8 protein-coding genes are annotated in these 13,412 nt (G+C 70.9%); 5 read left to right on the forward strand and 3 right to left on the reverse strand.

Annotation, left to right across the window (positions count from 1 at the left end; translation table 11 throughout):
• Nucleotides 1-100: 100 nt before the first annotated feature.
• From ACFWJB_RS27545 to metH, 3 genes are all read right to left on the reverse strand, one after another.
• Nucleotides 101-1,705, reverse strand: a complete 1,605-nt coding sequence (locus ACFWJB_RS27545) for an ABC transporter substrate-binding protein (protein ID WP_385459660.1) — start codon at nucleotides 1,703-1,705, stop codon at nucleotides 101-103.
• Between the two features lie 441 nt (nucleotides 1,706-2,146).
• Complete coding sequence (locus ACFWJB_RS27550) at nucleotides 2,147-2,848, reverse strand: HAD family hydrolase (RefSeq protein ID WP_385459662.1); 702 nt, start codon at nucleotides 2,846-2,848, stop codon at nucleotides 2,147-2,149.
• 137 nt (nucleotides 2,849-2,985) lie between these two features.
• Nucleotides 2,986-6,498 (reverse strand): methionine synthase, encoded by a 3,513-nt coding sequence (gene metH / locus ACFWJB_RS27555; RefSeq protein WP_385459664.1) that lies wholly within the window; start codon nucleotides 6,496-6,498, stop codon nucleotides 2,986-2,988.
• Nucleotides 6,499-6,886: 388 nt separating this feature from the next.
• Here metH and ACFWJB_RS27560 point away from each other — a divergent pair, with 388 nt between their 5' ends.
• The 5 genes from ACFWJB_RS27560 to ACFWJB_RS27580 all read left to right on the forward strand — a co-directional run bounded on the left by ACFWJB_RS27560 (nucleotide 6,887) and on the right by ACFWJB_RS27580 (nucleotide 13,274).
• A complete protein-coding gene (locus tag ACFWJB_RS27560) occupies nucleotides 6,887-7,660 on the forward strand; it encodes an IclR family transcriptional regulator (RefSeq protein ID WP_386925499.1) in 774 nt (257 codons plus the stop codon).
• A gap of 340 nt (nucleotides 7,661-8,000) precedes the next feature.
• Complete coding sequence (locus tag ACFWJB_RS27565) at nucleotides 8,001-8,795, forward strand: MIP/aquaporin family protein (RefSeq protein WP_386925501.1); 795 nt, start codon at nucleotides 8,001-8,003, stop codon at nucleotides 8,793-8,795.
• An 84-nt stretch (nucleotides 8,796-8,879) separates the two neighbouring features.
• The gene (gene glpK / locus ACFWJB_RS27570; RefSeq protein ID WP_385459670.1) at nucleotides 8,880-10,418 is read left to right on the forward strand and encodes a glycerol kinase GlpK; all 1,539 of its coding nucleotides are present in this window, start codon (nucleotides 8,880-8,882) and stop codon (nucleotides 10,416-10,418) included.
• Between the two features lie 8 nt (nucleotides 10,419-10,426).
• On the forward strand, nucleotides 10,427-12,043 hold the full coding sequence (locus tag ACFWJB_RS27575; protein ID WP_385459672.1) for an FAD-dependent oxidoreductase: 1,617 nt from the start codon (nucleotides 10,427-10,429) through the stop codon (nucleotides 12,041-12,043).
• A 244-nt stretch (nucleotides 12,044-12,287) separates the two neighbouring features.
• On the forward strand, nucleotides 12,288-13,274 hold the full coding sequence (locus ACFWJB_RS27580) for a PAC2 family protein (protein WP_385459674.1): 987 nt from the start codon (nucleotides 12,288-12,290) through the stop codon (nucleotides 13,272-13,274).
• Nucleotides 13,275-13,412: the final 138 nt, after the last annotated feature.

Raw genomic sequence — 13,412 nt, forward strand, 5'->3', positions numbered from 1 at the left:
TCTCGCGGTGGCCCCGGCCCGGGAAGCCCGAAGGGCGCCCTCTTCCACCGGGAAGGAGGGCGCCCTTCGGTTCGTACGGCGCGGCGGGTGCCGGGTGGCGTCAGCCGCTCACACCGCGGGCCAGCTCCCACAGCTGCAGCGAGGAGGCGGAGTTGAGGACGTAGGCGGTACCGGTGATGTCGTCCCGGGCCGCGACGTACTGCTTGCCCTGCCACAGCGGGATCATCGGGACGTCGGCGGCGACGCGGTTCTGGATCTCGGTCAGGCTGTCACGGGCGGACAGCCGGTCGGCCTCGCGGCGGGACTCCGGGATGAGCTGGTTGATGACCTCGGTGTTCGTGTAGGGCGAGTTCAGCATGTTGCCCTTGTCGAGGAACGGCGCGAGGAAGTTGTCCGCGTCGGGGAAGTCGGGGAACCAGCCCATGCCGAAGACGTCGTACTCGCCCTTCAGCTCGGCCGGCCGGAACTTGTCCCAGGGCGTGCCCTTGACGTCGACCTGGAACAGGCCGCTGTCGTTGAGCTGCTTCTGCAGATGCTCGAACTCCTGCTTGGTGGCCGCACCGTAGTGGTCGGTGGTGTAGTTCAGGGTCAGCTTCACCGGCGTGGAGACGTTGGCGGACTCCAGCAGGGACTTGGCCTTCTCGACGCTCGGGTCGCCGTACTTGTTGAAGAACGAGTTCGAGTGGCCGGTGATGGTGGCCGGGACCAGCGAGTACAGCGGTTCGGCCTGCGAGCCGTAGACGCTCGAGACCAGTTCGCTGCGGTTGATGAGCTGGGCGACCGCCTGCCGGACGGCCTTGGTCCGCACGCTCGGGGCCTTGGTGTTGAAGGCGAGGTAGCGGATCTCGAGACCGGCCATCTCGACCAGGTCGACGTCGGTGCCCGTGGCGTTGGCGAGCTTCTGGATCTGGTCCGGCGTCATCGCGCGGGACATCACGTCGATGTCGCCCTTGGCGAGCGCCGTGCCCATGCTGTCGGCGTCGGCGAAGGAGACGACCTCGGCCTTGTCGTTGTTCACCGTGAGAGCGCCCTTGTAGGAGGGGTTCTTGGAGAACACGGCCTTGGTCAGCTCGCCGTCCTTCACCTCGGACTTCATGGTGTACGGACCGGAGCCGTCCACCTCGAAGCCCGCGCGCAGCTTGCCCTTGTCGTAGTCGTCGGGGTTGAGGATGCCGGCGACCGGCGTCGACAGCTTGAACGGGAAGGTCGCGTCGGCGGTGTTGAGGTGGAAGATGACCTCGCGGTCGCCCTGGGTCTCCACGGTGTCGACGGTGGACAGCAGGGAGGACACACCGCTGTCGGCCTTGATGGACAGGGCGCGTTCGATGGAGAACTTCACGTCGGCCGCCGTGACGGGGTCGCCGTTGGCGAACTTCAGTCCGTCACGCAGGGTGCAGGCGTAGCGCTCGTTGCCGGTGTCGGTGAAGTCGCACTTCTCGGCCGCCTCGGGCACCGGCTGGCCGTCGCCGCGCGGCTGGATCATCAGCGTCTGCACGGTCTGACGCAGCAGGTTCCAGGAGCCGACGTCGTAGGCGTACGCCGGGTCGAGGGGCGCGGGGGCCTCCTCCGAGGCGGTGAACCGGTCCGTGGTGCCGACGACGATCGCGTCCCCGCCGCCGCTGCCTCCGTCGGACCCGCCGCAGGCGGCGAGTACCGGGGCGAGCAGGCCGACGACGGCCGGCAGCACCAAAGTCTTGCGGTTCATGCTCGAGTTTCTCCAGAGCTGTCGGTCCGTGTATGCGGCATGCAGGGGTGTCGCTGGCCGATCACGGGGTAGTGGCCGAGGTTCTCGCGACGAGATTAGTCCGCGCCCGCACGGAGGCCCGCAGCCCCCGGAGTTGAGGGCTCATCACAGAGCGAAACCGGGCGCGGACACACCGAAAACCCGACAGCGGAAGGATTAGTGCAGCGCTTCACCAATCGGGACACAAGGGCGCGCCGACAACGTTCTCCTGGGGCGAATCTGCACAGCCGCACCCGCCTGTCGACCCCTGATTGCGTGGTGAACGTCACATGTGGGTGGGTTCGGTGGCCGTCGTAAACCGGCCGTCGGCGCGTCCGGTTTCACGCTCCGTGCGCGGCCCCGGTCCGGCCGGGGCGTTCGCGCACACGGCCGGCCGACGGCTCCGCACGCGTGGGCGCGTGCTCAGCCCACGTGGGTGATCAGGCCGCGCAGGAAGAACAGGTCGACCTCTTCCAGTGACCCGACCACGGTGCGCCGGGCGGCCGGGGTGATGGGGGCGACCGAGGGGACGGCCACGACGTGGCAGCCGGCGGCCTCCGCGGCGGCGACTCCGGTCGCCGTGTCCTCGACCACGGCGCACCGGGCCGGGTCCACGGCGAGTCCGGCGGCGGCGGCCAGGTAGGGGTCGGGGTAAGGCTTGGTGCGCGGGACCTCGTCGCCGGCGACGGTGAGCGCGAAGTGGTGGCGGCCGAGCGAGGTCAGGACGCGGTCGATGATGCGCCGGTGCGAGGCGGAGACCAGGGCGGTCGGGATCCGGTGCTCGGCCAGCTCGGCGAGCAGCCGGGCCGCGCCCGGCATGAGGGGCAGGGTGCGGCCGATGCGCTCCTCGAAGCCGTCGTTGAGCAGCACGCTGAGTTCGGCGAGCGAGATGTCGGCCCCGGTGGCCTCGATGAGGAAGCCCGCGCTGCGGGTCATGGGACCGCCGACCACCACGTGGCGCCACGAGTCGTCGAGGGTGTGGCCGAGCGAGGCGAAGACCTCCTTCTCGACGTCCCACCAGAAGCCCTCGGTGTCCACCAGGGTGCCGTCCATGTCGAGGAGCACCGCCTGGAGGGCTGAGCCTTCGGCCGTGCGGGTTCCGAGCGCGGGGACCGTACTGGTCATCCACGTACCTCCTTGAGGGACGATCAGGCCGGTTCCCACGAAGGGAACCGGCCTGCAGTGGACCGACCAGTGTACGTCGTGCCGAACCGGAACGCCTGGTGTGACGCCCGCAGCGGTGCGGAAGGCCCGTACCGGCGTCAGCGCGCGTTGAAGTACTTGGCCTCCGGGTGGTGGATCACGATGGCGTCGGTGGACTGCTCGGGGTGGAGCTGGAACTCCTCCGAGAGGTGGACGCCGATGCGCTCCGGCCGGAGCAGGTCCGCGATCTTGGCGCGGTCCTCCAGGTCGGGGCAGGCGCCGTAGCCGAGGGAGAAGCGGGCGCCCCGGTACTTCAGGGCGAACATGTCCTCCATCCCGGCCGGGTCCTCACCGGCGAAGCCGAGCTCGGATCGCACGCGCGCGTGCCAGTACTCGGCGAGGGCCTCGGCGAGCTGGACGGACAGTCCGTGCAGCTCGAGGTAGTCGCGGTAGGCGTTGGCCTGGAACATCCGGGCCGTCTCCTCGCCGATCCGGGATCCGACGGTGACGACCTGGAAGCCGACGACGTCGGTCTCGCCGGACTCCTCCGGGCGGAAGAAGTCGGCCAGGCACAGGCGCCGGCCGCGCCGCTGGCGGGGGAAGGTGAAGCGGGTGCGCTCGTTGCCGGCGTCGTCCAGGACGATCAGGTCGTCGTCCTTGGAGACGCAGGGGAAGTAGCCGTAGACCACGGCGGCCTCCAGCAGGTTCTCCGTCTGGAGCCGGTCCAGCAGGCCGCGCAGCCGGGGCCGGCCCTCGGTCTCGACGAGCTCCTCGTACGAGGGTCCCTCGCCGGTGCGGGCCTGCTTCAGGCCCCACTGGCCCTTGAAGAGGGCGCCCTCGTCGAGCCAGGACGCGTACTCCTTGAGCTGGATGCCCTTGACGACGCGGGTGCCCTGGAAGGGCGGGGTGGGGACGGGGTTGTCGGTGGCGACGTCGGAGCGGACGTGGCCCTCCTCGGGCCGCTCCTCCACCTCGACGGTGGCGGCCCGCACCCGGCGCTGGCGCAGCTCGGGCAGCTTGGCCCCGGGCACCCCGCGCTTGATGCCGATCAGGGCGTCCATCAGGCGCAGCCCCTCGAACGCGTCGCGGGCGTAACGGACCTCGCCGTCGTAGATCTCGTGCAGGTCCTGCTCGACGTACGCCCTGGTGAGGGCGGCGCCGCCGAGGATGACGGGGTAGTCGGCGGCCAGTCCCCGCTGGTTGAGCTCCTCCAGGTTCTCCTTCATGATCACCGTGGACTTGACCAGGAGCCCGGACATGCCGATGACGTCGGCCCGGTGCTCGTCGGCGGCCTCCAGGATCGCGGAGACCGGCTGCTTGATGCCGAGGTTGACGACGGTGTAGCCGTTGTTGGACAGGATGATGTCGACGAGGTTCTTGCCGATGTCGTGGACGTCGCCGCGGACGGTGGCCAGCACGATGGTGCCCTTGCCCTCGTCGTCGGTCTTCTCCATGTGCGGTTCCAGGTGGGCCACCGCGCTCTTCATGACCTCGGCGGACTGGAGCACGAACGGCAGCTGCATCTGGCCGGAGCCGAAGAGCTCGCCGACGACCTTCATGCCGTCCAGGAGGGTCTCGTTGACGATGTCGAGGGCCGGGCGCTCCTTCAGGGCGTCGTCCAGGTCCTGCTCGAGGCCGTTCTTCTCGCCGTCGATGATGCGGCGCTTGAGGCGCTCCTCCAGCGGGAGGGCGGCCAGTTCCTCGGCCTTGGACGCCTTCAGCGACTTGGCGGTGGCGCCCTCGAAGAGCTGCATCAGCTTCTGCAGCGGGTCGTAGCCCTCGCGGCGGCGGTCGTGGATGAGGTCGAGGGCGGTGGTGACCTGCTCCTCGTCGAAGCGGGCGATCGGCAGGATTTTGGAGGCGTGCACGATCGCCGAGTCCAGCCCCGCCTTGACGCACTCGTCCAGGAAGACCGAGTTCAGCAGGATGCGGGCGGCCGGGTTGAGGCCGAAGGAGATGTTGGACAGGCCGAGCGTGGTCTGGACGTCCGGGTGCCGCTTCTTCAGCTCGCGGATGCCCTCGATGGTCGCCAGGCCGTCCTTGCGGGACTCCTCCTGGCCGGTGCAGATGGTGAAGGTCAGGCAGTCGATGAGGATGTCCGACTCGTGGACGCCCCAGTTGCCGGTGAGGTCCTCGATCAGCCGCTCGGCGATCTCGACCTTCTTCTCGGCGGTGCGGGCCTGGCCCTCCTCGTCGATGGTCAGCGCGATCAGCGCGGCGCCGTGCTCCCGGGCCAGCCCCGCGACCTTGGCGAACCGGGACTCGGGTCCGGCGCCGTCCTCGTAGTTCACCGAGTTGATCACCGCGCGGCCGCCCAGCTTCTCCAGTCCGGCGCGCAGGACGTCGACCTCGGTGGAGTCCAGCACGATCGGCAGCGTCGAGGCGGTCGCGAAGCGTCCGGCCAGCTCCTCCATGTCGGCGACGCCGTCCCGGCCGACGTAGTCGACGCACAGGTCCAGCATGTGGGCGCCCTCGCGGATCTGGTCGCGGGCCATCTCCACGCAGTCGTCCCAGCGGCCGGCCAGCATGGCCTCGCGGAACTTCTTCGAGCCGTTGGCGTTGGTGCGCTCGCCGATCGCCAGGTAGGACGTGTCCTGGCGGAAGGGCACGGTCTGGTAGAGGGAGGCGGCACCGGGCTCGGGGCGCGGGTCGCGCTCGCCGGGGGTGAGGTCGCGGACGCGCTCCACGACCTGCCGCAGGTGCTCGGGGGTCGTGCCGCAACAGCCGCCGACCAGGGACAGGCCGTACTCGCGGACGAAGGTCTCCTGCGCGTCGGCCAGCTCGGGCGCGCTCAGCGGGTAGTGGGCGCCGTCCTTGCCGAGGACGGGCAGGCCGGCGTTGGGCATGCAGGACAGCGGGATGCGGGAGTGCCGGGCCAGATAGCGCAGGTGCTCGCTCATCTCGGCCGGGCCGGTGGCGCAGTTCAGGCCGATCATGTCGATGCCGAGCGGCTCCAGCGCGGTGAGCGCGGCGCCGATCTCCGAGCCGAGCAGCATGGTGCCGGTGGTCTCGACGGTCACCGACACGATCACGGGCAGGTCGAGTCCCAGGGCGTCCAGCGCGCGCCGGGCGCCGAGCACGGAGGCCTTGGTCTGCAGCAGGTCCTGCGTGGTCTCCACCAGCAGGGCGTCGGCGCCGCCGGCGACCAGGCCCTCGGCGTTGCGCTGGTAGGCGTCGCGCAGGGTGGTGTACGGGGCGTGGCCGAGGGTGGGGAGCTTGGTGCCGGGGCCCATGGAGCCGAGCACCCAGCGCTGCCGGCCGTCGCGGGCGGCGAACTCGTCGGCGACCTCGCGGGCGACCCGGGCGCCGGCCTCGGAGAGCTCGTGGACGCGTTCGGCGATGTCGTACTCGCCGAGGGCGGAGTGGTTCGCGCCGAAGGTGTTGGTCTCCACGCAGTCGACGCCGGCGGCGAAGTACTCCTCGTGCACCGAGCGGACGATGTCGGGCCGGGTCAGGTTCAGGACCTCGTTGCACCCTTCCAGCTGCTGGAAGTCGTCGAGCGAGGGGTTCTGCGCCTGCAGCATGGTGCCCATCGCTCCGTCGGCGACCACCACACGGGTGGCGAGTGCCTCACGGAGGGCGGACACACGGGTCCGGGTGTCGGCGGACGGGGTGGACGGCGACGAGGCCATGAAGGGGCTCCCTAGGATGCGACGGCTGTCGGCTTTGCGCTGCCCGGTGCCGTCCGTCCAGAACGTCCCGGGGAGAACGCACGTCGCCAGGGTAGCCGGGAGCCGGGGCCGGTGGTCGGGGCGTCCACGAGACGGACGAGGATGGAGGGCCGGATGCCCTCCCCCAGGGGTGACGCGCACACCCGAAGGGACGAATCCCGCCGCCGGTCCGACGCCGGAGGACGGTCGCGTTCCGGACAGCCGGGACCCGTCCGGAACGCGGTCCGGATGCAACAGTTGCCCGCCGACCATTAGCGGGAGGTCGGCATGGACCGGTAGTGTTCGGCATTGCCGAACGACGTCAGCGACGCCGAGGTCGGCAGTCGAAGGGGACGGAGGCAGTACGTCGATGGCACGGAACATCCAGTCGCTCGAGCGGGCGGCCGCGATGCTGCGCCTGCTCGGGGGCGGCGAGCGGCGGCTCGGCCTGTCGGACATCGCCTCGTCGCTGGGTCTGGCCAAGGGCACCGCCCACGGCATCCTGCGCACGCTCCAGCAGGAGGGCTTCGTGGAGCAGGACGAGGCCTCCGGGCGCTATCAGCTGGGCGCCGAGCTGCTACGCCTGGGCACCACCTACCTCGACGTGCACGAGCTGCGGGCGCGCGCCCTGGTGTGGACGGACGACCTCGCCCGGTCCAGCGGCGAGAGCGTCCATCTCGGCGTCCTGCACCAGCAGGGCGTGCTGATCGTCCACCACGTCTTCCGGCCCGACGACAGCCGGCAGGTCCTGGAGATCGGGGCCATGCAGCCGCTGCACTCCACCGCCCTGGGCAAGGTGCTGTCGGCGTACGACCCGGTGGCGCACAGCGAGGCGCTGGAGGCCGAGCGCAAGGCGTTCACCGACCGGACCGTCTGCGAGCCGGACGACTTCGAGCACATCCTCGACATCACGCGCGCGCGGGGCTACGCGGCCGACGTGGAGGAGACCTGGGAGGGCGTCGCGTCCATCGCCGCCCCCATCCACGACCGGCGCCGCATGCCGGTCGGCGCGGTCGGCATCACCGGCGCCGTGGAGCGGCTGTGCCGGTCCGACGAAGAGGGAGCGCTGCGGCCGGAGCTCATCGCGGCGGTACGGGACTGCGCCCGCGCGGTGTCGCGGGACCTGGGCGCCGGGCGGTTCTGAGGCGCGCACGCACACGAGGGGCCGGACGCCGGGCGCGTTCCGGCCCCTCGTCGTACCCGCGGGCGGACGCCTGCCGGCAAGGAGCCCGGCACCCCGTCCGCGGCACCGATAGGCAGCGGCGATCAATAACGATCGTGCTTTCGATTACAGAACTCTTGACGCACCCGTGACGCCAGGCAAGACTCCCGTCCATCGGTCGGCATTGTCGAACACCTACCGGTAATACGCGTTAGAGTGTGACAACGCCAAGGGCCGCCATCGCTCTCACACCGAGGGCGCCGGAACACCCGGAGGGACCCGGGGTTCGGCTTCCCCTGGACGAAGGACAAAGGAGTCGCGGGTGTCCAGCTCCGACATCTTCATCGGCGAGACCATCGGTACCGCCATACTCATCCTGCTCGGCGGCGGTGTCTGCGCCGCCGTGACGCTCAAGGCCTCGAAGGCCCGCAACGCCGGCTGGCTCGCCATCACCTTCGGGTGGGGCTTCGCCGTCATGACGGCGGCGTACATCTCCGGTCCGCTCTCCGGCGCGCACCTCAACCCGGCCGTGACGGTCGGCATCGCGATCAAGGACGGCGACTGGGGCAACGTCCCGACCTACCTCGCGGGCCAGCTGCTCGGAGCCATGATCGGCGCGGTCCTGGTCTGGGTCGCCTACTACGGCCAGTTCCAGGCGCACCTCACCGACCGTGAGATCGTCGGAGGCCCGGGCGCGCAGGACACGACGGCCAAGGCCGTCGAGGCGCAGGAGACCGGAGCCAGCCCCGTGCTGGGCATCTTCTCGACCGGTCCCGAGATCCGCAACGTGGTGCAGAACCTCGCCACGGAGATCATCGGCACCTTCGTCCTGCTGCTCGCCATCCTCACCCAGGGCCTCAACGACGAGGGCAACGGTCTCGGCACCCTGGGCGCCCTGGTCACCGCGTTCGTGGTGGTCTCCATCGGTCTGTCCCTCGGTGGTCCGACGGGCTACGCCATCAACCCGGTCCGCGACCTCGGCCCGCGCATCGTCCACGCGCTGCTGCCCCTGCCCAACAAGGGCGGCTCCGACTGGGGCTACGCCTGGATCCCGGTCGTCGGTCCGCTCATCGGCGGAGCGATCGCGGGAGGTGTCTACAACGTCGCGTTCGCCTGAGCGGGTATCCGCTCGGCCATCATCGAGCCGCAGCACACGCGCCGTAGCACCGGCCGTCCCACCACGGAATCCCAGGAGCACACAGTGACCGACGCCCACACCGCAGGCCCCTTCATCGCCGCCATCGACCAGGGCACCACCTCCTCCCGCTGCATCGTCTTCGACCGCGATGGACGCATCGTCGCCGTCGACCAGAAGGAGCACGAGCAGATCTTCCCCAAGCCGGGATGGGTCGAGCACGACGCCACCGAGATCTGGACCAACGTCGAGGAGGTCGTCGCCGGGGCGGTCGAGAAGGCCGGCGTCACCCGTGACGACATCAAGGCCATCGGCATCACCAACCAGCGCGAGACGACGCTGGTCTGGGACAAGAACACCGGCGAGCCCGTCCACAACGCCATCGTCTGGCAGGACACCCGCACCGACGCGCTGTGCCGGGAACTCGGCCGCAACGTCGGCCAGGACCGCTTCCGCCGCGAGACCGGCCTCCCCCTCGCCTCGTACTTCGCCGGCCCCAAGGCCCGCTGGCTGCTCGACAACGTCGACGGCCTGCGCGAGCGCGCCGAGGCGGGCGACCTGCTCTTCGGTACCATGGACACCTGGGTCATCTGGAACCTGACCGGCGGCGTGAACGGCGGTCGGCACGTCACCGACGTCACCAACGCCTCCCGCACCATGCTCATGAACCTGCACACCATGGAGTGGGACCCGCGTATCTGCGAGTCCATCGGTGTGCCGCTGCAGATGCTCCCCGAGATCCGCTCCTCCGCCGAGGTCTACGGCGAGATCAAGGGCGGCAGGCTCGGCGACCTGCTCGGCGGCATCCCCGTCGCGTCCGCGCTCGGCGACCAGCAGGCGGCCCTGTTCGGCCAGACCTGCTTCTCCGAGGGCGAGACGAAGTCGACGTACGGCACCGGCACCTTCATGGTGATGAACACCGGTGACAAGATCATCAACTCCTACTCGGGCCTGCTGACCACGGTCGGCTACAAGATCGGCGACCAGGACACGGTCTACGCCCTGGAGGGCTCGATCGCCGTCACCGGTTCGCTCGTGCAGTGGATGCGCGACCAGATGGGCCTGATCTCCACCGCCGCCGAGATCGAGACCCTGGCCCTGTCGGTCGAGGACAACGGCGGCGCCTACTTCGTGCCGGCCTTCTCGGGCCTGTTCGCCCCGTACTGGCGCTCCGACGCCCGCGGTGTGATCGCCGGCCTGACCCGGTACGTCACCAAGGCGCACCTCGCGCGCGCCGTCCTGGAGGCGACCGCCTGGCAGACCCGCGAGATCGCCGACGCCATGACGAAGGACTCCGGTGTCGAGCTCTCGGCCCTCAAGGTCGACGGCGGCATGACCTCCAACAACCTGCTGATGCAGACCCTCGCCGACTTCGTGGACGCCCCCGTGGTGCGCCCGATGGTCGCCGAGACCACCTGCCTCGGCGCCGCCTACGCCGCCGGCCTCGCCGTCGGCTTCTGGAACAGCACCGACGACCTGCGCGCCAACTGGCGACGGGCCGCCGAGTGGACCCCCCGCATGGACGCGGAGACCCGCGACCGTGAGTACAAGAGCTGGCTCAAGGCCGTCGAGCGGACCATGGGCTGGCTCGAGGACGAGGAGTAAGAACCGCAATGACCACTCAGTCCACCCTGCAGTCCGTGCCTGCCCTGGGGACCCGCCCGGCCTCCGGCTCCAACCCGAGCCGCGCCGAGACCCGGGAGCAGCTCTCCAAGGCGTCGTACGACCTTCTCGTGATCGGCGGCGGCATCCTCGGCATCTCCACCGCCTGGCACGCCGCGCAGTCCGGCCTCAGGGTGGCCGTGGTCGACGCCGGCGACTTCGCCGGTGCCACCTCCTCCGCCTCCTCCAAGCTGCTCCACGGCGGACTGCGCTACCTGCAGACCGGCGCGGTGAAGCTGGTGGCGGAGAACCACTTCGAGCGCCGTGCGGTCTCCCGCCAGGTGGCCCCCCACCTGGCGAACCCGCTCACCTTCTACCTCCCCGTGTACAAGGGCGGGCCGCACGGCGCGGCGAAGCTCGGCGCCGGTGTCTTCGCGTACTCGGCGCTCTCCGCCTTCGGCGACGGCGTCGGGCACCTGCTCTCCCCGGCCAAGGCCGCGCAGGACGTGCCGGAGCTGCGCACCGACAACCTCAAGGCCGTGGCCGTGTACGGCGACGACCAGATGAACGACGCCCGCATGGCGCTGATGACCGTGCGCGCGGCGGTCGACTCGGGCGCCGTCGTCCTCAACCACGCCGAGGTCACCGGCCTGCGGTTCACCAAGGGCCGGGTCACCGGCGCCGAGCTGAAGGACCGGCTCTCGGGCGACGAGTTCGGGGTGAACGCCCGCCTGGTGCTCAACGCCACCGGCCCCTGGGTCGACCACCTGCGCCGGATGGAGGACCCGAACGCGGCGCCGTCCATCCGCCTGTCCAAGGGCGCGCACCTGGTGCTCAAGCGCACCGCGCCCTGGAAGGCGGCGCTCGCCACCCCGATCGACAAGTACCGGATCACCTTCGCCCTCCCCTGGGAGGACATGCTGCTGCTCGGCACCACGGACGAGGAGTACGAGGGCGACCCGGGGGACGTCGCGGTCAACGACGGGGACATAGCCCAGATCCTCGACGAGGCCGCGTTCTCCATCCGCGACCAGCAGCTCGACCGGGACCTGATCACGTACTCCTTCGCGGGTCTGCGCGTGCTGCCGGGCGGTCCGGGCGACACGGCGAAGGCCAAGCGCGAGACGGTCGTCACCGAGGGCCGGGGCGGCATGCTGTCCGTCGCCGGCGGCAAGTGGACCACCTTCCGGCACATCGGCCGCACGGTGATGAAGAAGCTGGAGGCGCTGCCGGGCCACCCGCTCGGCGACGACTTCGAGCCGATCGCCTCGCTGCCGAAGAAGCTGCCGCTGCCCGGCGTCGCCAACCCGCGCGCGGTCGCCCACCGGCTGCTGGTGGACCACCCGGCGCCCGGCCCGCGGATGGCGGCGGACACCGCCCGGCACCTGGCCACCCACTACGGTTCGCTGGCCTTCGACATCGCCCGGCTCGCCAACGAGAGCCCGGAACTGGCCGAGCGGGTCCACCCCGACGCCCCGGAGATCTGGGCGCAGGTCGTGTGGGCGCGCGACCACGAGTGGGCCGAGACGCAGGACGACGTGCTGCGCCGCCGGACGACGCTGACCATCCGCGGCCTGGCCACGGACGAGGTCCGCGCGAAGGTCCAGGACCTGCTCGACGGGAAGTAGGGCCGCCGGAGGGAGATCCGACGGCCGGACGGCCCTGCGCGACGGAAGGGGCGCCTCCCCGCACGGAGGCGCCCCTTCCGCCTCACGTGGGGCGCTGCCCGGGGCCGCGCGCCCGACGGGGTGTCCGGGGGCCGTCGACGGGGCAGTGATCCGTTCACTCCCCCGTGCAAGGGGGCTGCGGGCGGTCCCTCGGCACGCCGTAAGGTTGGGGGGTACGCGAGGGCACGTCGGAAGGAGGCGCTGGGTGATCGAGCTCGAGGGGGTTCCCGAGCTGATCGACCCGGTCATGGTGGCCGCGTTCGAGGGCTGGAACGATGCCGGTGACGCCGCCTCCGCCGCGGTCGCGCACCTGGACAAGGAGTGGAAGGGCCAGGTCTTCGCGGCGCTGGACGCCGAGGACTACTACGACTTCCAGGTGAACCGCCCCACGGTGTTCATGGACGGCGGTGTCCGCAAGATCACATGGCCGACGACCCGGCTCTCCGTGGTCCGCGTCGGCGGCGACAAACCGCGCGATCTCGTCCTCGTCCGCGGCATCGAGCCGTCCATGCGCTGGCGCTCGTTCTGCAACGAACTGCTCGGCTTCGCCCACGAGCTGGGCGTGGAGCTGGTGGTCGTGCTGGGTGCCCTGCTGGGCGACACCCCGCACACCCGTCCGGTGCCGATCAGCGGGACCACGTCGGACGCCGACCTGGCCCGCCGCATGGACCTGGAGGAGACCAAGTACGAGGGCCCCACGGGCATCGTCGGCATCCTCCAGGAGGCGTGCACGCACGCCGGTGTGCCGGCCGTGTCGCTGTGGGCGGCGGTTCCGCACTACGTGTCGCAGCCGCCCAACCCGAAGGCCACGCTGGCCCTGCTGAACCGGCTGGAGGACCTGATCGACGTGCGCATCCCGCTGGGCGAGCTGCCCGAGGACGCGCGCGCCTGGCAGGTCGGCGTGGATCAGCTGGCCGCGGAGGACAGCGAGGTCGCGGAGTACGTCCAGTCGCTGGAGGAGGCCCGGGACACCGCGGAGCTGCCGGAGGCCTCGGGCGAGGCGATCGCCCGCGAGTTCGAGCGGTACCTGCGGCGCCGGGACGGCGGCTCCGGGCCGGGCGGGCACGCCACGGCGGACGGCGGTGAAGGCCCGCCCGGGACGCCGTACCTGCGGGACAATCCGAGCGGCCGCACGCGGCCGCCGAAGCCGCCGAAGGCGGGCGGGGACGACGAGGAGTCGTCGGAGGACTGAGCGAAGAACTGGAGAGGGGGGGCGTACCCGGCGGGTGGGCCCCCCCGTTGGGTGGGGGGGCAAAAGGGGGGACCCGAGCAGGGCGGGGGCCGCGGGGGCGGACACGCCGGGGGGGGCGGGGTGGCGGCCGCCCGTGGA

This window comes from Streptomyces sp. NPDC127100 (assembly GCF_042724095.1).
Classification (GTDB): domain Bacteria; phylum Actinomycetota; class Actinomycetes; order Streptomycetales; family Streptomycetaceae; genus Streptomyces.

Excerpts from the sequence above, each read along its gene's own strand:
- ACFWJB_RS27545 (WP_385459660.1), bottom strand. The coding sequence starts at position 1,705 with ATGAACCGCAAGACTTTGGTGCTGCCGGCCGTCGTCGGCCTGCTCGCC.
- ACFWJB_RS27575 (WP_385459672.1), top strand. The coding sequence starts at position 10,427 with ATGACCACTCAGTCCACCCTGCAGTCCGTGCCTGCCCTGGGGACCCGC.
- metH (WP_385459664.1), bottom strand. The coding sequence starts at position 6,498 with ATGGCCTCGTCGCCGTCCACCCCGTCCGCCGACACCCGGACCCGTGTG.
- ACFWJB_RS27550 (WP_385459662.1), bottom strand. The coding sequence starts at position 2,848 with ATGACCAGTACGGTCCCCGCGCTCGGAACCCGCACGGCCGAAGGCTCA.
- ACFWJB_RS27560 (WP_386925499.1), top strand. The coding sequence starts at position 6,887 with ATGGCACGGAACATCCAGTCGCTCGAGCGGGCGGCCGCGATGCTGCGC.